Raw genomic sequence first — 26,798 nt, forward strand, 5'->3', positions numbered from 1 at the left:
CTCTTTTTTTATTTTACTCGTCCAGCAAGTCTGGACGTAATCTTTTTGTGCGCTGATAAGCTTGATCTTCTTGCCATTTTTCAATCTTTTTATGATCTCCGGAAAGTAGAATGTCCGGAACTTTCCATCCTCTGAATTCTGCAGGTCTGGTATAGATTGGCGGCGAAAGTAAATTATCCTGAAAAGAATCAGTTAAGGCTGAAGTTTCATCATTCATAGCGCCAGGAATTAAACGCACTACACTATCGGTTATAATCGCAGCAGCAAGCTCTCCACCAGTTAAAACAAAATCACCTATTGAGATTTCCTTACTGATAAAATGATCTCTGATGCGTTGATCTATGCCTTTGTAGTGTCCGCAAAGAATCATGATATTTTCTTTTAAAGACAATGTATTTGCTGTTTTTTGATCGTATTGATCGCCATCGGGAGTGGTGAAAATGATTTCATCATATTTTCTTTGATCCGTTAAGTGTTCAATAGCTTTAACAACAGGCTCCAGACGCATTACCATGCCGGCACCACCACTAAATGCGTAGTCGTCTACTTTATTGTGCTTGTCTTCCGAGAAATCACGAATATTGTGTATGTGAATTTCAACAACACCCTTGTCTTTTGCTCTTTGTATTATGGAATGGTTCAACGGACTTTCCAATAGTTCAGGAACCACTGTTAATATATCAATTCTCATTTTTTCAAATTTTGTGTAAAAGTATACATCACATACTTCTGTTGCAAGTAATTTAAAATTGAGAGTGAGAAATGTGTTCATGATGACAAAATGACATTGAAAAACGCAAGAAAATAGACAATGTGGCATTGATGATGTATCTTTTGATGACGAAAGTGAAGTGAAAAGCAAACGGCACAGACATTGAAAGATGTTGATCGAAAATAATTAGATAATGATCGGAATCCGGAACCGAATAGTAAATAAATTTAAAAAGGAGATTTAAGTTATGACAGTTTTAAGATATTCGAAAAGACCAAGTGATTTTTTTACAAATCAGTTAATGAATCAATTGTTTAGAGAAACACAAGATAGTTTTAGAAATGTAGCAGAAAGAGAGAGTAGCTTTCGACCTGGTACAAATGTAATGGAAGAAGAGGATTACTATTTAATTGAAATGGCGATACCTGGATTCTCTAAAGAGGAGGTCAGCGTAAAAGTAGAAGAGGGTTATATAAAGATTTCGGGACAGAAAGAAACGGGTAAGACTGATAAGAAATACCTTAGAAAGGAATTTGGTTTTAGCAAGTTGGAACGCAGTTTTAAACTTTCAGATATGGTAAATCAGAAAAATATTTCGGCCGAAGTAAAAGATGGAATATTGAACGTAATTCTTCCGAAAATTAAGAAAGAGGAACAGGCAGTTCAAAATATAGAGATTAAATAATTCGTTTAAAGTGGTTTAATCCAAATAAGGCTTATGAGCAGATGAAAAACCGAATAATCGGTAATATTTGGCCTAGTTAATTAGTTTGTTTTAGTTAAGAGGTTCATGCAAAGCGTGAACCTCTTTATTTTAGGGGAAAAGAAAAAAGCTGAAAATCTTTGAGGATTAGGACATAATTAGTTAAATTCGTAAGTGGATGCCTTTAGAATTCCTTGAAACTGTATTGTTAACGCGGGTTTTCGTTCGGTCGAAAATCTAATCTAACTCAAATTGCATGAAAGATCTGTCAAACCCCTCACATGAGAATGAATTAAATGAAAATTTAGAAGAGAAAGATAAGACTGCTGAGTCTCATGAGACCAAAAATGTAGAAGAAAAATCAATTGAAAGTACAGAATCATCTCCAAAAGCTGAGATTGAAAAAGTAGAAGAAATCAATCAGCCTGAAAAGGAGGAAGTTTTGGTGAATTCTGCAGCAGATGCTCTTGTGGAAAATGAAGAGAAAGACTCTGACCTACAAAAGGAACCGGATTACACTCTTATGGAGAAATCGGAACTAAGAGACAGATTAATTTTCTTGTTAGAGAATGATTCACTCGAAGGAGTGAAAGAAAAAATTGCTTCTATTAAATTGAATTTCTTTAAGAAACACAATGAAGAAGTTGCCGCGACTAAAAAGAAATTTTTAGATGATGGTGGCAAAGAAGATGAATTCGATTTTGGCAAGGATGAAGTTGAAGTACAGGTTAAAGAATTGTTTAGAAAATACAAGGAGAAAAAATCAGAAGTTAGCCGAAATTTAGAACACGAGAAAGAGGAAAACTTAAAGAAGAAATACCAGATTATTGAGGATATTAAAGATTTGGTGAATAGAAAAGAGGCTTTTGATAAAACCTTTCATGAATTTAGAGAACTACAAAAGAAATGGCACGAAACAGGAATGGTACCACAACAGGCATTAAAAAATCTGTGGGACAATTACCATCATCATGTAGAAAATTTCTATGATTATATCAAAATTAATAAAGAATTGCGTGATCTTGATTTGAAGAAAAATATGACTTCAAAAATTAGATTGTGTGAAGAAGCAGAGAAGTTATTAAATGAAACATCAGCAGTGAAAGCTTTTAATACACTTCAGAAATATCACGAACAGTGGAGAGAAATTGGGCCTGTACCTCGCGATGAGAAGGAGAATTTATGGGCTCGATTTAAAGAATCGACAACCATTATTAATAAAAAGCATCAAGAATTTTATGAAGGTTTAAAATCGGAACAGAAAGTTAATTTAGAGAAGAAGGCGGTTCTTTGCGAGAAGGCTGAAGAAATTGCCAATCGAAAGATTGATTCGCATAAAGATTGGAATGCTACTTCCAAAGAGATAATAGATCTGCAAAAAGAATGGAGAACTATTGGTTTTGCACCAAAGAAAGACAATAATAGAATTTATCAGAGATTTCGTGCAGCTTGTGATTTGTATTTCGATAGAAAAAGAGAATTCTATTTGGTGTTGAAAGAAAAGTTAAATGAAAATTTGGTTAAGAAACAAGAACTTTGCAAAACGGCAGAAAGCTTGCAGGATAGTGATGATTGGAAAGTAACAACCGATAGGCTGATTACCATTCAGAAACAGTGGAAAACAATTGGTCCTGTGCCAAGAAAAGTTTCAGAAGATCTTTGGGTAAGATTCAGAGCCGCTTGCGATAAATTTTTCAATAACAAATCAGAGCATTTCGAGAATGCGGATTCAGGACAGGTTGAGAATTTGAAATTAAAGGAAGCTTTGATTGAGAAGGTAACTGCCTGTGAATTATCTGAAGACAATGATGAAAATTTAGAATTGTTGAGGCAGTTTCAGAAAGAGTGGTCTCAGATTGGTCATGTCCCTTATAAGAAAAAGGATCGCGTTCAGGAAGCATTCCGTAAAGCAGTTAATGGCTTGTACGATAAAATGAACATGGATAGTGAGAATATGGAGGTTCAGAAATTTAAGTCCAAGATTGATAATTTACTTGGTATGAGTAATTCTGAAGATAAGATCATTTTCGAACGCAATAAGATTGTAAATAAAATCAGACAGATGGAAAGCGATATTGCTCTTTGGGAAAACAATGTAGGCTTTTTCTCATCTTCGCCAAACTCTAGTGTTGTAGCTGAAATAAAAGAGAAAATAGAGAAAGGAAAACAAAATCTTAACATCCTGAATCAGAAATTGAAAGTGATTGATGGTTTGGTTTCCTAGATCAAATAGAATAATTACAAAGAAAACATTCTCACGAAATTGGGAATGTTTTTTTGTTGTGATAGGTAGAGCGACAAGATTTTCAGTCTTTGCAAAATAAAATAATCATGCATTCATGGTCTGAAACATGGAAATTGTTTCTTAAAAAACTATAAAATGACTACTTTTGCAGCTTTATTAATCCAGTAAAACGTATAGAATAGTGTCAACAACCAAATACATCTTCGTTACAGGTGGGGTAACCTCCTCATTGGGAAAAGGAATCATTGCATCATCATTGGCAAAATTGCTACAAGCAAGAGGTTATTCAGTTACCAACCAAAAATTGGACCCTTATTTGAATGTCGATCCAGGAACATTAAATCCGTATGAACACGGAGAGTGTTTCGTTACCGACGATGGAGCTGAAACCGATTTGGATTTGGGACATTACGAGCGTTTTACTAATGCTCCTACATCTCAGGCGAATAATGTTACAACTGGTAGAATTTACCGTAACGTTATCAATAAAGAGAGAAAGGGAGATTTCTTAGGGAAAACCGTTCAGATCATTCCTCACATTACCGACGAGATCAAAAGAAACATTAAAATGCTTGGTACCAAGCAGAAATTTGATGTTGTAATTACTGAGATTGGTGGTACGGTAGGTGATATTGAATCATTACCATATATCGAGGCTGTTCGTCAGTTGAAGTGGGAGTTAGGACACGATGCTCTTGTTATTCATCTGACATTGGTTCCTTATCTTGCTGCATCAGGTGAGTTAAAGACCAAGCCAACACAGCACTCTGTAAAATCATTATTAGAGACCGGAGTTCAGCCGGAAGTATTGGTGTTAAGAACAGAGCACGAATTGCCTGCTGATGTACGTCGTAAGGTGGCATTATTCTGTAATGTTGAGCCAAAAGCGGTAATCCAATCTATCGATGTATCCACTATTTATGAGGTACCATTAAAAATGCGAGAAGAAAAGCTTGATCAAACAGTATGTGAGAAGTTGGGCTTGGATTTGAAGAAGGAACCAAAATTAAAAGAGTGGACGAAATTCTTAACTCGCTTGCAAAATCCAAAATCAGAAGTGAAAATTGGTTTGGTAGGTAAGTATGTAGAATTACACGATGCTTACAAGTCAATTGCAGAATCATTTATTCATGCAGGATCGGTAAATGAGTGTAAGGTGAAAGTTCAGTGGATTCATTCTGAGAAACTGAACGAAAAAAGCTATCAGGAAGAACTAAAAGACCTTAAAGGTATTTTGGTTGCACCAGGATTTGGACACCGTGGATTAGAAGGAAAGATATTAGCAGTAAAATACGCTCGTGAAAACAACATTCCATTCTTGGGAATTTGTTTGGGTATGCAGGTTGCAGTTATCGAGTATGCTCGAAACGTACTGAAATTGGAAAATGCAGATTCATTGGAAATGAATCCAAAAACGCCACATCCGGTTATTAACCTGATGGAAGAGCAAAAGAATGTTACCGAAAAAGGGGGTACCATGCGTTTGGGAGCCTACGATTGTACTTTGAAAGAAGGGTCGAAAGCATTGAAAGCATACGGGCAAAAAGAAATTTCGGAACGTCACCGTCACCGCTACGAGTTCAACAATGAGTATTTGGAACAATTCGAAGCTGCAGGAATGCAAGCAGTAGGTATGAATCCGGATACTGGTTTGGTTGAAGTTGTAGAATTGGACGGACACAAATGGTTTGTTGGTGTGCAATTTCACCCAGAGTACAAGAGTACCGTTATTAAACCACAGCCATTGTTCGTTGATTTCGTGAAAGCGGCAATGACAGAGTAGTCTACAAAAAGAAATTGATTAAAGAAATTAAATAAAAGAAATGGATAAAAATTCGATTTGGGGATTGGTGATCATCGGAGCGATTTTGATTGGGTATACTTACCTGACAAAACCTTCAGATGAGGAAGTCAAAGCCATGAAAACGAGAGACTCTATTGCCAGCGTTGAGCGTTTGCGTAATGAGACACTTGAAGCTGCAAGAATTGAAGGATTAAAAAAGCAGTATGAAGAACAAAAATCAGATACTGTAGCACTTAAGAAAGCTTACGGTGCTTTTGCTGGAGCTGTTCAACAGAAAGAAGAAGTTATTACTCTTGAGAATAAGTTGGTGAAATTAAGCATCAATACACTCGGTGGTAGAGTTAGTAATGTTGAGTTGAAAGAGTACCAAACTCACGATGCCGAGAAGCTAATGCTTTGGGGTGAAAAGAATTCTAAATTCGGGTTGACATTTTATGCGGATAATAAAGCAATGTATTCTCAGGATTTGTTCTTTACTCCAGTTAATGCAGTAAAAACGGTTGACGCAACTACAGCTAAACAAGTCGTAAGTATGCGTTTGCTAGCAGGTCAGGGGAAATATATTGAGTACCGATATACTCTGGAGCCAGATTCGTATAAAGTTGGTTTTGATATCAATGTAGTAGGAATGCAAAATGTAATTCAAAGAGATTTAACTTTCAATTGGGCTGCTGATATTCCTAGTCAGGAAAAAGGTCGTAAGTTCGAAAATCAGTATACTGCTCTTTATTACAAATTCTTGGGTGATGATATCGAGAGTCTATCTGCATCAGGTGAAGATGAAGAACCTATTAGTACTAAGGTGAAATGGATTGGTTTTAAGCAACAGTTTTTCTCTTCTGTATTAATTGCTGATGATTCTTTTAAAGGAATTGAGTTGAAATCGACAGATATGGAGGAAACTTCTCCTATCCTAAAGAACTTTTCAGCTGCTATATCATTGCCATATCAGGGGTCTCAATTAGAGAACTACCCAATGAATTTCTATTTCGGTCCTAACAAATTCAAAACTTTACGTGAATACGGTAAAGATTATGATGGCGTGGATATCGAATTGCACAAATTGGTTGATTTAGGATGGATGATTTTCGGATGGGTTAACAGATATTTTGTTATTCCAATCTTTAACTTCTTAGAAGGATTTATCTCTAACTATGGTATCATCATTTTGATTTTGACCATTATTATTAAATTGATTTTGGCTCCTTTAACTTACAAGTCGTACATGTCGACTGCGAAGATGAAGGTGTTGAAACCAGAAATTGATGCGATTAACGAAAAGATTCCGAAAGACAAAGCAATGGAGCGCCAGCAGGCAACTATGGCATTGTACAAAAAGGCAGGTGTGAATCCTATGGGTGGATGTTTGCCAATGTTGGTACAGTTCCCATTCCTTATTGCATTGTTCCGATTCTTCCCATCGTCAATCGAGCTACGTCAGAAAAGTTTCTTGTGGGCTGAGGATTTATCATCATACGATTCAATTGTTGATTTAGGATTTCATATTCCAATGTATGGAGATCACATCAGTTTGTTCTGTTTGTTAATGGCAATTACCAACTTGATTTACACTCGTATGAATGGTCAAATGCAATCATCGCAGCAAATGCCTGGTATGCAAACCATGATGTACTTAATGCCAGTAATGTTCCTTTTCTGGTTCAATAGCTATGCATCAGGTCTTTCATACTACTACTTTATTGCAACCTTATTTACTGTTGTTCAAACTTGGGCAATTCGTAAGTACTTGGTTGACGATGATAAAGTTTTGGCTATGTTAGAGGCTAACAAGAAGAAACCAGCTAAAAAGAAATCTAACTTCCAAAAGAGATTAGAGGAAGCTGCGAAGCAAAAAGGTTATAAGCCTCCTAAAAAATAAGATCAATTAGTTTCTATATATAAAGCTCCACATTTTTGTGGGGCTTTTTTTGTTTACCTCAACCCCCAACCCCTTCTCCTTGAGGAGAAGGGGAGTATACCACAATAGTAAAATTGTTGAGTGTTCCCTCTCCTTAAGGAGAGGGTTAGGGTGAGGTATGTGAAGCATTGTTTTTTTATGAATCGCGTTCCTTAAACCCTTTTAGTAATTGATAATATTAGGGTGAGGTGATATTCACGATTTTTTCCTTCAATTTACGAATTACTAATTCAGGAGAATGATGGATTTCATCATTTGTAAATCGAACTACAGTTATGCCCATATAGCCAAGTTCAGCTGTCCTTCCTTCATCATATTCTTTATTGTCTTCAGTGTTGTGAATTTCTCCATCTATCTCAATAACTAGTTTTAACTCATGACAATAAAAGTCGGCTATAAAATTACTAATCGGATGTTGTCTTCTGAATTTTAAACCTTTGATTCTTCTATTGCGAATGATTTCCCAGAAAATCATTTCTGATTCTGTCATTGTTTTACGAAGCTCTTTGGCTCTTTTGTGTATTTCAGGAGTCGCATCATAAAAGAGACACTCTTTGTAGTCAACCATACCGTGGAATATTATTGATTATGTAATTTATTGAATAAATTGTTTAAGTGCAATTTTAATAACCTCATTCCCTTACCGCTTCTCCTCGAGGAGAAGGGGAGCATTCTGCTAAAGTAAAATTGGTGTCCATTCCCTCTCCTTCAGGAGAGGGCTAGGGTGAGGTTTTTAAAAGTGAATTAAGCATTTTGGAATGTTAATGAGATTCACGACGGAAATTAGGATATATTCTCAAGGAATTATCCCTTCCCAGGGGATATCCCGAAAGAGAGAGGGGTGCTTTAAATTTAGAACTCTTATTGTTTCACCCTTTAGTCTGTCGACAGTTTCCCTAAAAGGAAACATTTCGTTATAAAGGTAGTACGTTATTTTGCTCCATAGGAGCTTAATATTGGTAACCCTGGGTAAAATGAACGAAGTGAATGTCACCCCGGGTTTTAGTGGTAGTTTAAAACTCGTCGTGCATGCCGATCTAGTTTGGAATGTTAATGATATTCACGACGGAAAGTAGGATATATTCTCAAGGAATTCTCCCTTCCCAGGGGAGATCCCGAAAGGGAGAGGGGTGTTTATACTATTCAATTTTTCAATTAATTTTCATTTCTTCATTCAACTTATCACTATCTTGTATCTACTTTTTAAAGCTATTTTATCAACCCATATTCTTTAAAAAATGAACCCAAAACTCATTGCTCTTCGCCACCAACTGCATTCCCAACCCGAAATTTCGAATAGGGAATACAACACTGCCCAAACCATTGTCGATTTTATACAGAAGTACCAACCCGATGAGGTAATAGAATTGGGAGAGACAGGTAGAGCATTTGTATTTAATGGAGTAGAAGAAGGCAAAACAACGGTCTTTCGTGCCGAGTTGGATGCATTGCCAATAAGCGAAAAATCGGGGGTGAAGTATGTTTCTAATTATCCTGGAATTGCTCATGCTTGCGGACACGATGGACACATGGCAATACTGGCTGGACTGGCACAGGAAATTGCAAATCATCCACCGCAAAAAGGGAGAGTGGTATTGCTTTTTCAACCAGCCGAAGAGGTAGAGCAAGGAGCAAGAGATGTGCTGAATCATCCAAAGTTTGCTGCCCTACAGCCCGATTATCTGTTTGCACTACATAATGTACCGGGAGAAGAGGCGAATACCATTCTGTTGCGACGCGGAAGCTTTTCGGCAGCATCAAAAGGAATGACAATAAAGTTAATGGGAAAAACCTCGCATGCAGCCGAGCCCGAAAATGGCACAAATCCGGCAATTGCCATCTCAAAAATAAGTCGTGAACTAAACGATTTACTCAACGATAAGAAACTATTCAAGGATCTCAGCTTGCTTACCTTTATTTACATCCGAATGGGAGAGGTATCTTTCGGAACATCGGCGGGTAGTGGTGAAATGGGCATAACCCTGCGAGCATTCGAGAATCATGATATGCACTTACTAACTAGTAAATCAGAGGAAATTGTACAACGAATAGCTAATGAAGAAGGACTGGAATGTAGCATAAACTATCACGAAGAATTTCCAGCAACAGTAAATAACGATACTTGTGTTGATATGATACAAATGATCGCCCAGCAAAACAAGCTCAATTTTAAATATCTCGAGAAACCCTTTAAATGGTCTGAGGATTTTGGCTATTTTTCGGAGAAATACGCGACAGGTTTCTTTGGTTTAGGCGCTGGGCTCCATCAGCCTGCCTTGCATCATCCCGATTACGATTTTCCAGATGAGATCATCGAAACAGGACTGTGCATTTTTACCGGTCTCTATCAAAAAATAAATGGAAAATAATCTAAGTTGAATTTTTTATATTATCTAATCTCTTGTGCCTTATATTTTTAAATCTCTTATCTGACTCGAAATAGTTTCAAGTTACAAGACACAAGCTGCAAGTTTTCCTCTTGAGGCTTTTAACTAGTAACTTTCAGCTATTATAAACGCCATTTATTTGCACGTAGTTAATAATAAATACTAAATTTTTAATTGAACTTAGGTCAATAAACAACAATAATATGCTATCACAAGTACTAAAAAACAATCAACATCTCTTTACAGATATTTTCCCATTCAACTTAAACGAAGAAAAACATTTTGTTTTGGATCTATCCGTCGATAATCAGGAACTCTATAGTATCGATCTTACTTCGGTTGAAGGATTACAGAATTACATTTCCGAAGGCTTGCATAAGGTTGGAGCTAAATACGCCGTAGGTGGATACAACGAGGATAGACTCATTTATCGAAAAAGTGCACACTTTGGAGAGGGGGAAGATGCACGAAGCATTCATTTGGGAACCGATGTCTGGTTGGCGGCTCATACAAAAATTGCTGCTCCAATCGAGGGCAAGATTCACAGCTTTAAAAACAATGATACCTTTGGTGATTATGGTCCAACCCTTATATTGGAGCACTGCATAAACCATACGACTTTCTATACCCTTTACGGACACCTATCGGTTCAATCCCTCGAAGGGAAAAGTGTAGGGCAAATGATTCCTCAGGGCGAAGTATTTGCCGAATTGGGCAAGGAGAACGAGAATGGCAACTGGCCAACACACCTGCATTTACAGATCATTGCCGATATGAATGGTCATCAGGGCGATTTCCCTGGAGTATCGAATCTAGCTGACCGGGATAACTATTTGAAAACCAGTCCGAATCCCAATCTCATTTTAAAGATTTGATAGGAAACACAATTTGATATAGAATTTTCGCGATAGTTTTCATCTTGTCAAGTATCTAACTAGTGAAAATTTGCATGTCGTGCTTTATATTTATTCGAATTAATTTATGTAATCAATGAAATTAATAACTATTACTACACTTCTCACGTTCTTCTTATTCCAATCCACAAAAGTACAAGAGTATAACCCCACATACTTTCAGAAAGCAGAGTTGTTAGAAGATTTATCTTTTGTGCAGGAGAAAGTAGGGAACATGCATCCTCTGTTTTTAGATGAGGTGTTTGCAGAAAAATGGCGAGTGAAGTATGATTTATTGGATAAGCAATTGCTGGATAGCCTGTCGATAAACCAGTTTTATGTGCAGCTGTCTACATTGGTAGGAGAATTGGAGGATACTCATACCGGGGTATCTTTTCCTTACAGCGAAAGAAAAAAGTACATGATTGGTGGAGGAGGAGTTAGCATGCCTTTCTCCATTACAATTAAGGGGCATAAACTGTATGTAAACGAATATTTTGGAGAAGACAGAACTCTTGCTATTGCCGGGAAACAAGTCTTGGCTATCAATGGCATTAGTTCTGAGCAAATTATAGTCGATATACGAAGTATTGCTGGTGTGCGTGAGCGTGAGTGCAGTGATCAATCGGTAGAGAAGTTGTTTGCCATGTGCTTTTGGGCTTTGTATGGAGAAGTGCAAAACTATCAGTTACAAGTATCAGATGTTGATTCTCTTGTTAAGATAGCTGCGGTAAACAACGCTACCTATTTCGAATTGAAGAAGAAGTTCGCCAGTCAGCAAAGACCGGAATTTTATCAGTTGGATTTTTCGGATAACAACAAACTGGCAAAGCTAAAAATAGCCTCCTTTTATGGTGGTGAGAAGTACAATGCTTTTTTAAAGGGAGCATTCGAAGAGATCAAAGCCAAAGGTTCTAAGCAATTGATTATTGATGTTCGCAACAATCCGGGTGGCAGAAGCCGTGGAGTGGATAGTTTACTGAATTATCTGACCGATAAATCTTACTCGCAATATAAAAGCATTGGCGTGAAAGTGAGTGAAGAGCTGAAAGCCAACTACCAGCAAAAGCGTGCAGAATCTTATGCTCTTATAGCTAATTTGCCAAACGATACTCTGGTATATTTAAACAGTGAAACCTTCATTCATGAACCAACAGTCAAAGAATCTGCATTCACGGGTGATGTATTTGTAGTAATTAATGAACGCTCAAACAGCGCTGCAGCTACTTTTGCGGGTGTAGTAAAAGAAAATCAATTGGGAAGCATTATTGGCAATAAGGCAACAGGTGAGCACATCCGTTACTATGGTGATTTTTTATCCTACGAATTGCCAAATACCAAGTTAATGATATACGTTTCTCCAAAGGAATTTATTCAATTTGGAGGCAGTAATTTGGATAAAGGAGTTGAACCGGATGTTCTACTCAAAGACTTTGAATTTAGAGGTATTCTATAGTTTAGGACATGCCTAGCATCTTTGAGATGCTTGGCATGTTTACGACTATCAATAAAAAACCTTAGAACAATATATACCGCCAGATAGTTAATAATTCTGGCGGTTTTTTGTGCTTTAACACCTCATCCCCCGACCCCTTCTCCTCGAGGAGAAGGGGAGTATTCCAAAAAATTAGCAGTTCCGGTTCCCTCTCCTTTAAGGAGAGGGTTAGGGTTAGCTTAGTTTGAATTGTGAGATTCAAATAAATAAGAAATCTTAGAACAAAATATGCCGCCAGATAGTTAATAATTCTGGTGGTTTTTTGTGCTTTAACACCTCATCCCTCGACCCCTTCTCCTCGAGGAGAAAGGGAGTATTCCACAAAAATTAGCAGTTCTGGTTCCCTCTCCTTTAAGGAGAGGGCTAGGGTGAGGTATATTTAAAAATGGGTGAGCTATTTATTCAAAATCATGCTGAACAACATTCTTTTACCTCTTTCCATTCAGCCAATAATGTCGGAATTTTAATAGAGTAAAACTTACCCAAGCAGGACTGTGAAGTTGAACCGTTTTACGATACACTCAACATAGCTTCGCCTATCAGTCCTCTCCATGTGCAAAACTTCTTATGCACACATTCTCAAAAGCAAAAAACAATTCCATTCCAAAACATTAGCCATGGCTAAATTTACCAAAGAGGATGCTCTTCGATATCACGAAGGCAATCGACCCGGGAAAATTGAGGTGATCCCAACCAAACCACATTCCACACAATTAGATTTGTCGCTTGCCTATTCGCCAGGGGTGGCAGAGCCTTGTCTCGAGATTGAGGCAAACCCTAAAGATGTGTACAAGTATACCGCCAAAGGAAATCTGGTGGCAGTAATTTCGAATGGTACAGCTGTTTTGGGCTTAGGCGATATCGGTGCCGAAGCAGGTAAGCCGGTAATGGAAGGAAAAGGTTTGCTGTTTAAAATATTTGCAGATATCGATGTATTCGATATTGAGGTAGACAGCAAAGATGTAGATGAATTTGTAAAAATAGTTAAGGGAATTGCGCCAACCTTTGGTGGAATCAATCTCGAAGATATTAAAGCACCAGAGTGTTTCGCTATCGAAGACCGATTGAAAAAAGAGTTGAATATTCCTATCATGCACGACGATCAGCACGGAACCGCAATTATATCGGCTGCAGGATTGCTGAATGCTGCTGAGATACAGAAGAAGAAGCTGGGCGATATCAAGTTGGTGGTGAGTGGTGCAGGAGCATCGGCAGTGGCTTGTACTCGTTTGTACATTTCTTTGGGCATCAAGAAAAAGAATATCGTTATGCTCGATAGTAAGGGAGTAATTCACAAATCGAGACCTAATTTGAGTGGCGTTAAAAAAGAGTTTGCCACAAATGATAAAGCAGAAACTCTGGAAGAAGCAATGAAGGGAGCAGATATGTTTCTGGGTTTATCGGTGGCCGATTTATTGAGTCCTGAGATGATAAAGACCATGGCGCCAAATCCAATTGTTTTCGCTATGGCCAATCCAAATCCAGAAATTGCTTACGAATTGGCCATGAAAACCCGTAAGGATTTGATTATGGCAACCGGTCGATCGGATCATCCAAATCAGGTGAACAATGTGTTAGGATTTCCATTTATTTTCCGTGGAGCTCTGGATGTAAAGGCAACTGGAATTAACGAAGACATGAAGATTGCTGCGGTAAAAGCACTGGCTGAATTGGCTAAAGAAGATGTGCCAGATATTGTGAACACAGCCTATCACGAAATGAATTTGACCTATGGTAAGGATTACATCATTCCGAAACCATTGGATCCACGTTTGTTAACTGTTGTTGCACCAGCTGTGGCGAAAGCTGCCATGGATTCAGGTATTGCACAAGAGCCAATTCACGATTGGGAGAAGTACAAAAATGAGTTGGAGAAACGCATGGGACGCGACAACAAATTGTTGCGGGCATTAACGGATAAAGCCAAACGCAATCCTAAGCGTGTAGTATTTGCTGAAGGAGCTAATTTTAAAGTGCTAAAGGCAGCACAAACAGTATTACACGAAGGCATCGCAAGACCTATTTTATTGGGTAATCCAGAGCATATCAATAAATTGATTAAAGAGAATGATTTGGATTTGGAAGGTGTACCAATTATAAATTGGAGAGCTATTGAGGAGAGAAAAAGACGGGAAGAGTATGCGAAAATATTGTTTCGCAAGCGGAATCGAAAGGGCTTAACCTATACCGAGGCGGTGGATAAAATGACCAATCGAAACTTTTTTGGTGCCATGATGGTTGAAACGGGTGAAGCCGATGCTTTTATTAGTGGATCAACTTCAAAATATGCCGATACCATTCGTCCGGCTATTCAAACTGTAGGTATCAAGTCTGATATCAATCACATTGCGGGTATGTATTTGCTGATGACCAAGCAGGGACCAATTTTCTTTTCGGATACCACAGTAAATCCTCGTCCTGATGCTCAAACTTTGGTAGATACAACTTTACTTACAGCTGAGGCGGTTCGAAAATTTAATATTGAGCCGGTAATTGCCATGGTCTCCTATTCCAACTTCGGATCCATACGAGAGGGAAGTCCTTGTCGTGTTCAAAAAGCTGTAGAGATTCTTCATCACGAGCAGCCTGATTTAATTGTTGATGGAGATATTCAAATGAATTTTGCTTTGAATGCCGAACTTCGAACTAAAATGTTCCCATTCTCAAAATTAGGTTGGCGAAAGGTGAATACAATTATTTTCCCGAATTTGAGTAGTGGTAATATTGCATACAAAATGATGCAGGAAATTGGTGGTGCCGAGGCGATTGGTCCAATCCTATTGGGTATGAATAAATCGATACATATTGTGCCTCTGGAGAGTTCGGTTCGCGAAATTGTAAATATGGTCACTATAGCTGTGGTTGATGCACAGTAAGTGTTTTTTTAAAGAAGGTGAATTTGAATTGAACCTGTCGGGATTTATTTTCCTGACGGGTTTTTTAGGTTTAGGGCAGAATTCCTAAATGAAATTGCGATTAGATATTTTCATCAATAATTATCATTATTTAAAGGAGAAATTCAATGCCTTGATCATCTATAATAATTATAGATTGCTAGTTGTAACCCATAGTGGTTAAGGGTTTTATGGATATTCCTTTGAAAAGTGATTTAAAATAAAATAAACAAAAGTGAAGTGTTTAATTTTTCTTATCTATTGGTAATCAGGATAAAGTGTGGTTTGATCAGCTAAGAGAGTCCTCTCACCAAAATAAATTAGATTCAGTCTAAGTAATAGGCAATCAAATTTGCTCAATTGAGGAAATGTCCCGAAATTTTATTTACCGTTTAGAAAATGCTAAAAAAGTTTGCCCTGCATTTTTCGGTGTTTATGGATAGATAAAAGCATCCATATATAAATTGAATTGCTACCCAAATAGAACTATCAGCACACACATGAGAAGTGTTAAACTTTTCTTGTTAGGAAATGTTTAAAGAATATCGGCAGAAGCATTTTCTGTGACCGAGGAAGCGAAGCTATGCCGATACCCTATAAAATAGATAACGATACACCTTGAAAAATGGTTTAATCGGGCATCAACCACCCATCAACCTAATCCATTTTTCTTGCAGTCCTTTCATTCACTAGTATAAACCTTAACTCAATCAACCATGCGAGGCTTACAGAGGCCTTATTTCTGGCACGCGATTTATACAAAGTCGCGTGCCGAAAAGAGGCTGTACAAAGAATTGTGCTCAAAAAATATTGAGTGCTACCTTCCGTTAAAGAAAGAGCTCCGTCAGTGGAGTGATCGAAGTAAATGGGTTGAAGAACCTCTACTACGATCGTACTTGTTTGTTAGAGTCAGCGAAAGAGAGTACTACGACGTAATGAATTCAAATTACGCGGTTCGGTATGTAACTTTTGGTGGCAAAGCTGTGCCTATACCTGAAGACCAAATTCAGGCGCTTCAACTTTTCCTTGCCGACGAAAATCGAAAAGTAGATCTCAGTCATGAGAATCTGGAAAAAGGAGAACTGGTTGAAGTGGTTGGAGGTCCTTTAAAGGGAATCCAAGGTGAGATCATGCAAATAAGGGGAAAGAATAGAATTGTCATTCGATTCGATTCTTTGGGAACTTGTGTTTATACTGATATTTCAATGGACAAAATCAAACAAGTTCAATCCGTCTTTTAAGTTTATCCAGATAATTTTATGAAGCAATTTGAAGTAGTTACCACAATTGGATTGGGGTATATCGGACTTCCTACGGCCTCACTTATAGCAAATAGTGGGATTCGTGTGAATGGTGTAGATGTAAATCCGAAAGTTGTTGAAGCTGTAAATCAAGGACGAATTATTATTGTAGAGCCTGATTTAGACAAGCTTGTAAAGCGTGTTGTTGAAGACAATTTATTGTCGGCACATACCGAACCAATGGAAGCTGATGTATATACTATTGCAGTTCCTACTCCCTTTAAAGGCAATCATGAGCCTGATATTTCCTATGTTTTGGAGGCTACCAACTCAGCAATTCCTTTATTAAAAGCAGGTGATTTATTTATTATTGAATCGACTTCACCGGTTGGAACAACTGAGAAAGTTCGTGATTTGATTTACCTAAAACGTCCAGAATTAAAAGATCAACTGCATATTGCTTATTGTCCTGAACGTGTGTTGCCAGGTAATATTATTTACGAATTGGAACACAACGATAGAGTAATTGGAGGTGTAAATGAGGAGTCGACTAAAGTAGCGTGTGAATTTTTCAGAACTTTTGTAAGAGGTCAGCTACATGAAACCAACTCAAGAACGGCTGAAATGTGCAAGTTGGTTGAGAATTCTTCGAGAGATGTACAAATTGCCTTTGCTAATGAGTTATCAATTATCTGCGATAAAGCAGAAATTAACGTTTGGGAATTGATAGAATTGGCCAATCGACATCCTAGGGTAAATATTTTAACTCCTGGTAGTGGAGTTGGAGGACATTGTATTGCTGTAGATCCGTATTTTATAGTTTCTGAATATCCTTTGGAAAGTCAAATTATTGGAAAGGCACGAGAAATTAATAATTACAAAGCATTCTGGTGTGTTGAAAAGATAAAAAATGCACGCTTACAATTTAAAATTGATAATGGATATGATGCTAAAATAGCATTGATGGGCATGGCATTTAAGCCCAATATTGATGATTTGCGTGAATCCCCGGCTAAATACATCACTCAAAAAGTAGTGCAAAGCAATCAAGAAGGAATTTTGGTTGTAGAGCCGAATATTAATGAACATGAGCTGTATGCTTTGACAAATTACAAACAGGCTTTTGAAGAAGCTGATATGGTAATTTATCTGGTGGCTCACGATGAATTTAAAATTCTTCCTTTTTCGAAAGAAAAGGTAACCCTTGATTTTTGTGGTGTGACTCGTTATCAGGAGGAGCTTCCTGAAGAAGTACTCATAGAGGTAGAACGAAGAGTGAACAATACACAGAAAAATAGATCATGACTACTACTGTAGAACACAGGAATTAGTGTTACTACGAAAGAAAATTTACAATTTAAATCTTTTGACTTATGAGTGTTAATGGAAAATATAGGGTTTTATTGGTGTTTGGAACCCGACCTGAAGCGATTAAAATGGCACCTTTAGTTAAGGAATTTCAGAAATTCCCTGAAAATTTTGAAACAATAGTTTGCGTTACTGGTCAGCACAGAGAAATGCTAGATCAGGTATTGAACTTATTCGAAATAATACCTGAATACGATTTACAAATTATGAAATCTGGTCAGGATTTATATGACATTACCAGTAGAGTAATGTTAGGTATGCGTGATGTGTTTAAAATTGCAAATCCTGATTTGGTTCTGGTTCATGGCGATACAACAACATCATCGGCTACTGCTTTAGCCGCTTATTATCAGCAAATTCCAGTGGCTCATATCGAGGCAGGTTTGCGAACTCATAATTTATATTCTCCATGGCCTGAAGAGGCGAACAGACAAATTACTGGAAGATTGGCTCAGTGGCATTTTGCACCAACCATTATGGCTCAAAAGAACTTAATGGATGAAGGAATAAGTAAAAACAGAATTTTTGTTACCGGAAATACTGTAATTGATGCGCTACAGCTTACCTTAACAAAAATACATCGATCGTCGCGTGTGGTAATGGATATTGTAAATGTCTTGCAAGCTAAAGGAATTCCTACGGGAAAGGTAGCAGAATGGGTTTATCGAACCAGAAAAATGGTACTGATTACAGGGCATAGACGTGAAAATTTTGGAAGAGGATTTTTAAATATATGTGAGTCGATTAAATTTTTGGCAGAGAAACATCCTGATGTTGATTTTGTATATCCTGTTCATTTGAACCCAAATGTTCAAAAGCCAGTTTACGAAATTTTAGGCAATACTTCCTTAAATGGAGACAGAGAAAATCAAAACATTTTCCTTATCGATCCGATTGATTATTTGCCATTTGTATACTTAATGGATCTTTCTCACTTGATTTTGACAGATTCGGGAGGCATACAGGAAGAAGCACCATTCCTTGGTAAACCTGTTTTGGTAATGCGGGATACAACTGAGCGTCCTGAGGCATTAACAGCAGGTACAGTGAAATTGGTTGGAACCGATTCACAAAAAATAATTGAAGCTGTGGACCTGCTTTTTAGTGAAGAGGTTACCTATAGGAAAATGGCTCAAGCCATCAATCCATACGGTGATGGGAAAGCTTGCATCCGTATTGTACAAGAGTTGAAAAAAACATCCTCGGTTCGTGAGCGAGTTGTTGCATAGACGATAAAGAATGTCGGAACTAAAGAGCCAAACCATACGAGGAGTTTTCTGGAGCTTTATTGAAAAGTTTGGTAGTCAGTTTATTCTGCTAATTTCTCAAATTGTTCTAGCCAGACTATTGGATCCTCGGGATTTTGGTTTGCTGGGAATGCTTGCCATTTTTATAGCCATTTCACAAGCCTTTATCGACAGTGGTTTCGACAATGCTTTAATTCAAAAAAAGGATGCCAATCAAACGGATTACTCAACGGTATTCTTTTTCAATATTAGTATAGGAGTTGTTCTGTATTTGATATTGTTTTTTACCGCTCCGCTGATTGCTGATTTTTTCAGATCGCCGGAATTGGTTCAATTGACAAGAGTTGTTTGTTTGATTTTAGTTGTCAATTCTTTTGGACTGATACAGTTTGTGAAGTTCAAAATTGAGATGAATTTTAAAGCCATTGCTCAGGTAGTTGTTATTGCGAATTTGTTATCAGCTGCTTTAGGAATTGTATTGGCTCTATTAAATTTCGGAGTTTGGGCACTTGCTGCACAGGTAATTGGAATTTATTTTTTTCGATCTATACTGTTTTGGGTAAAAAGTACATGGAGACCTTCAATGGTTTTTTCCATTAAATCGTTTAAAGGATTATTCAATTTTGGATCCAAATTGCTTTTGTCTGGTTTAATCAGTCAAACCTTCGAGAACATTTATCTTTTGGTGATAGGAAGAATGTTTTCGGCAACAGCCTTAGGATTTTACGATCAGGCAAAAAAGTTTCAGCAGGTTCCAGTAGCGACATTGGCTCAGGTAGTTGGTAATGTTACTTTTCCTGCCTTTTCGAAAATACAGAACGAAAATGAAAAATTAAGGTTGGGCTTTCGAAAGTTGATCAAGCTATTGGTTTTTGTCAATTTCCCTTTAATGATTGGTCTGGCTATTATGGCAGATCCTTTATTAGTTGTTGTTTTAGGAGACAAGTGGGAACCATCGGTGCCATATTTTCAATTGCTGTGTATTGCAGGTATGATTTACACATTGCATTCCTCCAATCTTAATATCCTAAAGGTAAAAGGCAGATCGGATCTGTTTTTGTATCTGGAAATAATAAAAAAAGCAATAGTAGTTCTTGCCATTGTTATAGGATTAAAATGGGGAATTATAGGTTTGGTTGTAGGGCAAATATTCACCTCGTTCATTAGCTTTTTTATCAATGCATTTTATACTGGAAAATTAATTTCCTACACCATATCAGACCAACTTAAGGATGTTAGTCAGACCTTTTACATTACAATTGTTACGGCTGCTGTAATGAGTTTAGGTTGGTTAATCCAGAATCAAATTTTAGCTCTCTCATATCAGATACTTAGTGGTATCGGAACCTACTTACTATTGGCTTTTGCAACGAAACAAGAAGCAGTTAGCGATGGGATATCAATTCTTAAAGAACTAATACCTACACGAAGATGGAAAAACGCAAAATATTAGTAACCAGACCACAACTACCACCTTTAAATGAGTTTATTCCGCTGTTAGCAGATATTTGGGATAGTAGGTGGCTAACTAATAATGGGAAATATCATCAGGAATTTGAAAAAGCTTTGGCTAGTTATTTGGGCGTTCCATATGTCTCTTTATTTGCGAATGGAACATTGGCTTTGATGGCAGCTTTGCAGTGTTTGCGAATTAAGGGAGAGGTGATTACCACACCATATAGTTTTGTGGCTACTACACATTCTTTGTGGTGGAATGGAATAAAGCCTGTATTTGTTGACATTGAACCAGATTATTGCAATCTGGATCCAGCAAGAATTGAAGCTGCAATAACTCCACAAACAACAGCAATTTTGCCTGTTCATGTTTACGGTAATCCTTGTGATGTTGACAGCATTCAGAATTTGGCAGATATTTATGGCTTAAAGGTTATTTATGATGCAGCCCATGCTTTTGGTGTTCGATTGAACGGATCCAGTGTTTTAAATTATGGTGATTTGTCAATTGTTAGCTTTCATGCCACTAAAGTGTTCAACACCATAGAGGGTGGAGCAATTATCAGTCATGATATTAAAACCAAGAAAAGAATTGATTACCTGAAGAATTTTGGAATTGCCAATGAAACCACAGTTGTTGCTCCTGGTATTAATGCTAAAATGAATGAATTACAGGCAGCTTATGGTCTTCTGCAATTAAAGTATTTCGATACGGTTATTGATGGCAGAAAGCACATTACAGATCGGTATAAGAAAGGTTTGAAAGATATTCCGGGTTTGCGTTTCCTGGATGAACCGATAGGAGTGGATTACAATTATTCCTATTTCCCGGTGTTTATTGATGATTTGGAATTTGGAAGAACTCGTGATGAAATATATGAAGAGTTAAAATCGCAGGATATCTTTGCGCGCCGATATTTCTATCCATTAATAAGCGAGTTTGCAGCTTATAGAGGTTTGCCTTCGGCAAAAGGATTGGATATTGCACATGAGATTTCCCGTCAAATTATTTGCCTGCCTTTGTATCCTGATTTGCCTGATGATGTAGTCGATTTGATTATTTCTATAATCTCATATATGTCGCAACCCGATGGAAAGAAAGTACCTATTAAAATTCTTCACTCCTACGAGAAGAAGAACAAATTGCCTAAAAAATAGATCCTATGGATAAGCCTCTTGTAAGCGTAAAAACCATAACATACAATCATGGAAAATACATTGCTCAGTGTATTAAGGGGATTGTAAATCAGAAAACCAATTTCTCTTTTGAGTTTATTATTGGTGAAGATTGCAGTACGGATAATACAATGGAAGTAATTCAGGAATACGCAAAGCGATACCCTGATATTATTCGAGTAATTACAAGTGAAAAAAATGTTGGAGCAAGTGAAAATGATCATCGTACCGATATGGCTTGTAGAGGGAAGTATGTAACTTTTTGTGAGGGAGATGATTACTGGACAGATCCATATAAGCTGCAAAAGCAAATCGACTTTTTAGAAGCCAATCCTGATTATGGAATGGTTCATACCAATTTTTCCATTGTAAAGGGAGATAAGGTATCTAAAAGTTTTCGTGGTGACGAAATGTTACCTACAGGACATATTTTAGATCAACTGATAAGAGGAAATCATGTTGCAACTGCATCGGTATGTATGAGAAATAAAATTTTGCAAAAGATTCGTGCTGAGGAACAGATTAAAAGAAACGTATGGAGAATGGGAGATTATCCGCTCTGGTTGGAAGTAGCATCGATGACAAAAATTCACTATTTGAAAGATGATACGATTACCTATCGTATACATTCCGATTCGGCAACGCACGGTTTAGATTGGAATGGGGATTATTATTTTTTTAAAGACAGATATGGCATAAAGAAACATTATATAGACAAATTTAACAGGAAGGAATTGCTTCCGTTCATATCTAAAATGTACCACAGAGAACTTTTGAAATTTGCCATTTTTTTGAAGGATGAACAATTGAGAGAAGAATGCAACAAATACTATAAAGAAAAATCGGAAAGCGTCGAGTTACCTTATCGTTTGTTATCACAATTCAAAGTGTTTGATGCTCTTTATTGCTTTGTGTATTCATCAAGAAAAAAACTTAAAACTATCGTTTAACCAGTTTATTAGAAAGCAATGCGGAATGCCAATCAGAAATCGGAAATAAGTGTAATTGATCGTAATCATGAAAAATCAACAGAGGAAGTTGGGACCTGTTTGTCGATTATGCAACCTTACTTATTTCCTTATATTGGGTATTTTCAGCTGATTGAAGCATCTACCGAAATTGTGTTTTATGACGATGTGAATTACATAAAAAGAGGCTGGGTAAATCGAAATAGGATTTTATTAAATGATCGAGATTTTCTTTTTACAATTCCTGTAGAGAAAGCAAGTCAGAATAAAAAGATCAATGAGATTGTTCCTGCCATCGATGATAATTATAGAAGAAAATTATTCCTTCAACTGGAATCTGCCTACTCAAAAGCTCCGTTTTATAATGAAGTAATCAACCTATTGATTGATACTTTTGAAAGAGATTATCAAAATATTGGCGATATGGGAATTCAGTCTGTTTTAGCAGTGTTTGAATATATTGGGAAAACAGTTCTATGGAGGAAATCATCGGTAAGTTTTCCTCAAAATGCTGGAATTGACAAAGCAGATCGTTTAATCGATATTACAAAACAGTTGGGGTATAAAAAATATGTCAATCCAATTGGAGGAAAAGAAATTTACCAGAAGGAATATTTTAAAAATCAGGGAGTTGATTTGTATTTTCTGAAATCAGGCAACATAAAGTACAGGCAATCTTCTAAGGAATTTGTACCCTATCTATCTATTATTGATGTACTAATGTATAACGACAAGCATACGGTGTTGAATTTTTTGAAGGAGTATGATTTTTTGTAGTACCCTGAAATATTAATTTCCCAAATCAACCTATAGATACAATTTAATTGTATTAGAAAAATCAATAGTTATGCAAGAAAAGAAAAAGTTACTCATGTTGGGAGCTAGTAGTTTTCAAATACCTTGCATAAAATATGCAAAGTCAGAAGGCTACCATGTAATTACTTGCGATTATTGTCCTGATAATCCTGGACATAAATATTCCGATGAATATCATAATGTAAGTACTACTGATTTGCAGTTGGTTTTAAAACTTGCCCGCAAATTAGAAATTGATGGAATTTTAGCCTATGCATCCGATCCTGCAGCACCAACAGCAGCTTTTGTTGCTGAAAAAATGGGATTGCCAGGGAATCCCTATAAATCGGTTAAGACATTATCAGAGAAAGATTTGTACAGATCTTTTTTGAGATTGAATAAATTTAATACACCATGGTATGGCGGGTTTAATACTTTAAAAGATTTTTCCAGTTCAAGTTCACAGTTTACCTATCCGGTAATTGTAAAACCTGTTGATTCGAGTGGAAGCAAAGGAATAAGTGCGGTAAACGATTTTTGGGAAATGGATAAGGCAATTACTCATGCCACTCAATTCTCCCGTTCAAATAGGTTTATCGTTGAAGAGTTTATTGAGAAAAAGTATCCTCAGCTCGATGGAGATATTTTTGTGCACAATGGGAAAATTATTGCTTACTACTTGGGTGATCAGCGAAATGATGTTGCCATCAATCCTTTTGTTCCCTCCAGTATTAATTATCCCTCGCTTTTGCCTGATTTTATTCATGATAAAATTAAATCGGAACTGCAGAGAGCCATAGATCTTCTTAAGATAAAATTTGGAGGTTTTAATATCGAAGTGATTGTTGATGAGAAAGATGAAATTTATCTGATTGAAATTGGTGCTAGGAACGGAGGCAATTGCATACCCGATATCATTAAGTGCGCCAGTAATGTAGACATGATAAAAATGAGTGTTGATGCGAGTATGGAAGTAGAGCCTAAAATATTGAATCGTAAGAATATTGAGAAGTTTTATACAAGTTATGTGATCCACTCCAATAAGGATGGCAAATTCAAATCTGTAAAATTGGATGATTCCATTTCTCAATATGTTCTTGATATTAGGTTAATGGTTAAAGAGGGTGGTGATGTTTATAAGTTTAATGGATCGAATTGTACGGTTGGAGTAGGCTTATTAGAATTTCCCAATTTGAATGTCCGAAACAAAATGATGGACAAAATAGAGGAATTAATAGCTGTTGAACTGGAATAGAAGAATGGGTAAAGCAATTGGTGGATATTTTGAATTGGAGAATCGATTTGAATCAGAATTGTATTCTAATTTAATTCGTTTTAATACGGGTCGAAACTGTCTGGAGTATATTCTAAGAGCGAGAAATTACCGGAAAATTTATCTACCTAAATACAGCTGCCATGCTATTATGGAACCGATTTTGAAATTGGATATTGAATATGAAAAATATTTGATTACAAAGGATTTGGAACCACAACACATTCTTGAAATAAAAGATGATGAATGCATTCTGATAGTCAATTATTTTGGAATGAAAGGCAAATACATTTCAAACATTAGTAAGAGAGTAAACAATTTAATAGTTGATAATTCGCAGGCGTTTTTCGAACCTCCCTTAAAAGATGTAGATACATTTTATTCGGCTCGTAAATTTTTCGGTGTTGCTGATGGTGCTTATTTAAGTACAGACTGTAATACTTTTATGGATTTTGAACAGGAAATATCATGGAAACGCAGTGAACATCTGCTAAGAAGACTTGAGAATGGTGCCAATGATGGATATCCTGCATTCCTAAAGAATGAGGAGTATTTGTGTGGAAAAGAAATTAGATTAATGTCCGAGTTTACGCAGAAAATACTGGCTGGAATCAATTATACTTCAGCAAAGAACCGAAGAAATAGAAACTTTCAATATTTACATTTAAAACTAAAGTCATTAAATAAATTGACCTTTAACGATGCTGAAATTGATGGACCAATGGTTTATCCAATTTACATTGAGAATGAGTTGTTAAGAGATGAACTTATTCGACAAAAGATATTTGTTGCCAGTTATTGGTCTAATGTTTTGCAGGAATGTAAACCCGAAAGTACGGAATATAAACTGGCAAAATATCTACTTCCACTTCCAGTAGATCAGAGATATGGTCTTTTAGATATGGATAGAATTTGCAATGTTCTTTTAAAAACTGTTGCTGAATGAGATATGTAGAAATCGGAATTTGGTTTTTAATCTTTTTTGTGGCTTTTTATTTGAAAAGCTTTACCATTGGAGGTCAGGAATTGGCTTACCTGTGGAAAATGCCCTTACTCTTATTCCTGATATCAAGGGTGGTTGGACAGGAAACAAAACATGCTTTTTTAGTATTAGGTTATCTGTTTGCGGCGAAGAATTTGGTACATGTTGCCTTTTTTAAATTTCCTATCGATTCAATAATCAACTTTACCAAATATTTAACCATTCCATTATTTGTTCATTGGATTTATTTGAACATTAATAGTGCAAAGGCTCTAAAAAATTTGCGACTTGTACCAGTGTTTATGGCTGCATTTTTCATTTTGAGTAATCTGCCCTATTATTTGGGTGTGTTTTCAGCACCAGCTAGCACAACCATGTTATGGATGGAAGATACACGTTTAGATGGATTAATAGGAATTTTGGGAGCTCCACATTATACATCTGCAGTGTTAGCAGTCGCATCTATTATTGTGTTGGACTTAATCGTGAAGAAAAGAGGGAACTTACGAGTTAATTTAATCATGATTCCTATCCTGCTTCTTGGGGTTTTTTTTCTATTTAAAACTTATACCCGAACTGGTTGGCTGATGTTTGTTGTAGGCATATTAGTTCTTTTTATCAGAAAAGTTTCATTTCGAAATTTAGGTAAGATTGCAATTGCAGGAGCTTTATTATTCGCTGGTTTGGTATTTCTTTTTCAGACGAATGAAGGCTTCAGACGAAGGGTAATGGATGACAGAGCCGGACAGGAGGATAAATCGGCTTATGAAACAGTTGGTTCAGGTCGATTACAAATTGCACAAATCTATTTGGAGAATTTGTACGAAAGTAATTTTGTGACTTATTTAGTAGGTATGGGCATGGAAGAATCGATGCGCCGATACGAGCAAAAAGATGGAATGCCATTGTTTGCACATAATGGATTTATCCAAACTTTAGTTGATAATGGAATTTTAGGATTTCTCCTATATATCCTGTTTTTACTTACCATTTATAATTCGATTGCTGGTTCTGAGAGTTCTCACAACCAGTTAACGGTTGCTCTGTTTTTTATGTTTTTATCTTGTCTGGCAACACAACAAGCCAATTATTTTTTAGTAGATGTTTTCCTCTCTATTTACATTGGAATATCTGTAATCGAGAGTAGGGTAAATCGCTTTATCGATTACCGAAAAAAGTCTGATGTTTATGAAAAGATAAAGACCTGTCAACCTGTTTATCGTCGCTAATTATTGTGAATAT

19 protein-coding genes and 2 pseudogenes are annotated in these 26,798 nt (G+C 36.7%); 19 read left to right on the plus strand and 2 right to left on the minus strand.

Annotation, left to right across the window (positions count from 1 at the left end; all coding sequences use genetic code 11):
- Window positions 1-13: 13 nt before the first annotated feature.
- A complete protein-coding gene (gene trmD, locus GCQ56_RS04730; RefSeq protein ID WP_152733218.1) occupies window positions 14-691 on the minus strand; it encodes a tRNA (guanosine(37)-N1)-methyltransferase TrmD in 678 nt (225 codons plus the stop codon).
- Window positions 692-959: 268 nt separating this feature from the next.
- Between trmD and GCQ56_RS04735 the strand changes: the two genes are divergently transcribed.
- The 4 genes from GCQ56_RS04735 to yidC all read left to right on the plus strand — a co-directional run bounded on the left by GCQ56_RS04735 (window position 960) and on the right by yidC (window position 7,343).
- Window positions 960-1,397, plus strand: coding sequence for an Hsp20/alpha crystallin family protein (locus GCQ56_RS04735; RefSeq protein ID WP_152733219.1), 438 nt, complete (start codon window positions 960-962; stop codon window positions 1,395-1,397).
- Window positions 1,398-1,671: 274 nt separating this feature from the next.
- Window positions 1,672-3,639, plus strand: coding sequence for a DUF349 domain-containing protein (locus tag GCQ56_RS04740; protein WP_152733220.1), 1,968 nt, complete (start codon window positions 1,672-1,674; stop codon window positions 3,637-3,639).
- A gap of 199 nt (window positions 3,640-3,838) precedes the next feature.
- Window positions 3,839-5,443 carry a CTP synthase gene (locus GCQ56_RS04745; RefSeq protein WP_370452664.1) on the plus strand — a complete coding sequence of 535 codons (1,605 nt, stop codon included), beginning with the start codon at window positions 3,839-3,841 and terminating at the stop codon, window positions 5,441-5,443.
- Window positions 5,444-5,483: 40 nt separating this feature from the next.
- Complete coding sequence (gene yidC / locus GCQ56_RS04750) at window positions 5,484-7,343, plus strand: membrane protein insertase YidC (protein WP_152733221.1); 1,860 nt, start codon at window positions 5,484-5,486, stop codon at window positions 7,341-7,343.
- Window positions 7,344-7,560: 217 nt separating this feature from the next.
- Here yidC and GCQ56_RS04755 read toward each other — a convergent pair whose 3' ends face one another.
- Window positions 7,561-7,950 (minus strand): endonuclease domain-containing protein, encoded by a 390-nt coding sequence (locus GCQ56_RS04755; protein WP_152733222.1) that lies wholly within the window; start codon window positions 7,948-7,950, stop codon window positions 7,561-7,563.
- A gap of 670 nt (window positions 7,951-8,620) precedes the next feature.
- Here GCQ56_RS04755 and GCQ56_RS04760 point away from each other — a divergent pair.
- From GCQ56_RS04760 to GCQ56_RS04825, 15 genes and pseudogenes are all read left to right on the plus strand, one after another.
- Window positions 8,621-9,751 (plus strand): amidohydrolase, encoded by a 1,131-nt coding sequence (locus tag GCQ56_RS04760; protein ID WP_152733223.1) that lies wholly within the window; start codon window positions 8,621-8,623, stop codon window positions 9,749-9,751.
- 221 nt (window positions 9,752-9,972) lie between these two features.
- Window positions 9,973-10,644 (plus strand): peptidoglycan DD-metalloendopeptidase family protein, encoded by a 672-nt coding sequence (locus GCQ56_RS04765; RefSeq protein WP_152733224.1) that lies wholly within the window; start codon window positions 9,973-9,975, stop codon window positions 10,642-10,644.
- Between the two features lie 115 nt (window positions 10,645-10,759).
- On the plus strand, window positions 10,760-12,118 hold the full coding sequence (locus GCQ56_RS04770) for a S41 family peptidase (protein ID WP_152733225.1): 1,359 nt from the start codon (window positions 10,760-10,762) through the stop codon (window positions 12,116-12,118).
- 656 nt (window positions 12,119-12,774) lie between these two features.
- A pseudogene (locus GCQ56_RS20740) lies at window positions 12,775-13,998 on the plus strand (malic enzyme-like NAD(P)-binding protein); the annotation flags it as partial.
- A 72-nt stretch (window positions 13,999-14,070) separates the two neighbouring features.
- Window positions 14,071-15,033, plus strand: a pseudogene (locus tag GCQ56_RS20745) (phosphate acyltransferase); the annotation flags it as partial.
- Between the two features lie 734 nt (window positions 15,034-15,767).
- Window positions 15,768-16,292 (plus strand): UpxY family transcription antiterminator, encoded by a 525-nt coding sequence (locus tag GCQ56_RS04780; protein ID WP_152733227.1) that lies wholly within the window; start codon window positions 15,768-15,770, stop codon window positions 16,290-16,292.
- Between the two features lie 18 nt (window positions 16,293-16,310).
- A complete protein-coding gene (wecC, locus tag GCQ56_RS04785) occupies window positions 16,311-17,597 on the plus strand; it encodes a UDP-N-acetyl-D-mannosamine dehydrogenase (protein WP_152733228.1) in 1,287 nt (428 codons plus the stop codon).
- A 68-nt stretch (window positions 17,598-17,665) separates the two neighbouring features.
- Window positions 17,666-18,889, plus strand: a complete 1,224-nt coding sequence (gene wecB, locus GCQ56_RS04790; protein WP_152733229.1) for a non-hydrolyzing UDP-N-acetylglucosamine 2-epimerase — start codon at window positions 17,666-17,668, stop codon at window positions 18,887-18,889.
- A gap of 10 nt (window positions 18,890-18,899) precedes the next feature.
- Window positions 18,900-20,360 (plus strand): MOP flippase family protein, encoded by a 1,461-nt coding sequence (locus GCQ56_RS04795; protein ID WP_152733230.1) that lies wholly within the window; start codon window positions 18,900-18,902, stop codon window positions 20,358-20,360.
- Window positions 20,339-21,520 (plus strand): DegT/DnrJ/EryC1/StrS aminotransferase family protein, encoded by a 1,182-nt coding sequence (locus GCQ56_RS04800; protein WP_152733231.1) that lies wholly within the window; start codon window positions 20,339-20,341, stop codon window positions 21,518-21,520. The genes GCQ56_RS04795 and GCQ56_RS04800 overlap by 22 nt, the downstream gene beginning before the upstream one ends.
- A 5-nt stretch (window positions 21,521-21,525) precedes the next feature.
- On the plus strand, window positions 21,526-22,488 hold the full coding sequence (locus GCQ56_RS04805; protein WP_152733232.1) for a glycosyltransferase: 963 nt from the start codon (window positions 21,526-21,528) through the stop codon (window positions 22,486-22,488).
- Window positions 22,489-22,506: 18 nt separating this feature from the next.
- The gene (locus GCQ56_RS04810) at window positions 22,507-23,283 is read left to right on the plus strand and encodes a WbqC family protein (RefSeq protein WP_152733233.1); all 777 of its coding nucleotides are present in this window, start codon (window positions 22,507-22,509) and stop codon (window positions 23,281-23,283) included.
- A gap of 70 nt (window positions 23,284-23,353) precedes the next feature.
- Window positions 23,354-24,556 carry an acetyl-CoA carboxylase biotin carboxylase subunit family protein gene (locus GCQ56_RS04815; protein ID WP_152733234.1) on the plus strand — a complete coding sequence of 401 codons (1,203 nt, stop codon included), beginning with the start codon at window positions 23,354-23,356 and terminating at the stop codon, window positions 24,554-24,556.
- A gap of 4 nt (window positions 24,557-24,560) precedes the next feature.
- Window positions 24,561-25,520 carry a hypothetical protein gene (locus GCQ56_RS04820; RefSeq protein ID WP_152733235.1) on the plus strand — a complete coding sequence of 320 codons (960 nt, stop codon included), beginning with the start codon at window positions 24,561-24,563 and terminating at the stop codon, window positions 25,518-25,520.
- A complete protein-coding gene (locus tag GCQ56_RS04825; RefSeq protein WP_152733236.1) occupies window positions 25,517-26,785 on the plus strand; it encodes an O-antigen ligase in 1,269 nt (422 codons plus the stop codon). Before GCQ56_RS04820 ends, GCQ56_RS04825 begins: the two co-directional genes overlap by 4 nt.
- The last annotated feature ends 13 nt before the right edge of the window (window positions 26,786-26,798 follow it).

Source organism: Marinifilum sp. N1E240, assembly GCF_009295825.1.
Lineage (GTDB): Bacteria > Bacteroidota > Bacteroidia > Bacteroidales > Marinifilaceae > Marinifilum_A > Marinifilum_A sediminis.

What these genes read in the sequence shown, in the direction of transcription:
- GCQ56_RS04825 (WP_152733236.1), top strand. Translation starts at nt 25,517, where the DNA reads ATGAGATATGTAGAAATCGGAATTTGGTTTTTAATCTTTTTTGTGGCT.
- GCQ56_RS04780 (WP_152733227.1), top strand. Translation starts at nt 15,768, where the DNA reads ATGCGAGGCTTACAGAGGCCTTATTTCTGGCACGCGATTTATACAAAG.
- GCQ56_RS04765 (WP_152733224.1), top strand. Translation starts at nt 9,973, where the DNA reads ATGCTATCACAAGTACTAAAAAACAATCAACATCTCTTTACAGATATT.
- wecB (WP_152733229.1), top strand. Translation starts at nt 17,666, where the DNA reads ATGAGTGTTAATGGAAAATATAGGGTTTTATTGGTGTTTGGAACCCGA.
- wecC (WP_152733228.1), top strand. Translation starts at nt 16,311, where the DNA reads ATGAAGCAATTTGAAGTAGTTACCACAATTGGATTGGGGTATATCGGA.
- GCQ56_RS04795 (WP_152733230.1), top strand. Translation starts at nt 18,900, where the DNA reads ATGTCGGAACTAAAGAGCCAAACCATACGAGGAGTTTTCTGGAGCTTT.
- GCQ56_RS04800 (WP_152733231.1), top strand. Translation starts at nt 20,339, where the DNA reads ATGGAAAAACGCAAAATATTAGTAACCAGACCACAACTACCACCTTTA.
- yidC (WP_152733221.1), top strand. Translation starts at nt 5,484, where the DNA reads ATGGATAAAAATTCGATTTGGGGATTGGTGATCATCGGAGCGATTTTG.
- GCQ56_RS04755 (WP_152733222.1), bottom strand. Translation starts at nt 7,950, where the DNA reads ATGGTTGACTACAAAGAGTGTCTCTTTTATGATGCGACTCCTGAAATA.
- GCQ56_RS04820 (WP_152733235.1), top strand. Translation starts at nt 24,561, where the DNA reads ATGGGTAAAGCAATTGGTGGATATTTTGAATTGGAGAATCGATTTGAA.
- trmD (WP_152733218.1), bottom strand. Translation starts at nt 691, where the DNA reads ATGAGAATTGATATATTAACAGTGGTTCCTGAACTATTGGAAAGTCCG.
- GCQ56_RS04810 (WP_152733233.1), top strand. Translation starts at nt 22,507, where the DNA reads ATGCGGAATGCCAATCAGAAATCGGAAATAAGTGTAATTGATCGTAAT.
- GCQ56_RS04740 (WP_152733220.1), top strand. Translation starts at nt 1,672, where the DNA reads ATGAAAGATCTGTCAAACCCCTCACATGAGAATGAATTAAATGAAAAT.
- GCQ56_RS04735 (WP_152733219.1), top strand. Translation starts at nt 960, where the DNA reads ATGACAGTTTTAAGATATTCGAAAAGACCAAGTGATTTTTTTACAAAT.
- GCQ56_RS04760 (WP_152733223.1), top strand. Translation starts at nt 8,621, where the DNA reads ATGAACCCAAAACTCATTGCTCTTCGCCACCAACTGCATTCCCAACCC.
- GCQ56_RS04770 (WP_152733225.1), top strand. Translation starts at nt 10,760, where the DNA reads ATGAAATTAATAACTATTACTACACTTCTCACGTTCTTCTTATTCCAA.
- GCQ56_RS04815 (WP_152733234.1), top strand. Translation starts at nt 23,354, where the DNA reads ATGCAAGAAAAGAAAAAGTTACTCATGTTGGGAGCTAGTAGTTTTCAA.
- GCQ56_RS04805 (WP_152733232.1), top strand. Translation starts at nt 21,526, where the DNA reads ATGGATAAGCCTCTTGTAAGCGTAAAAACCATAACATACAATCATGGA.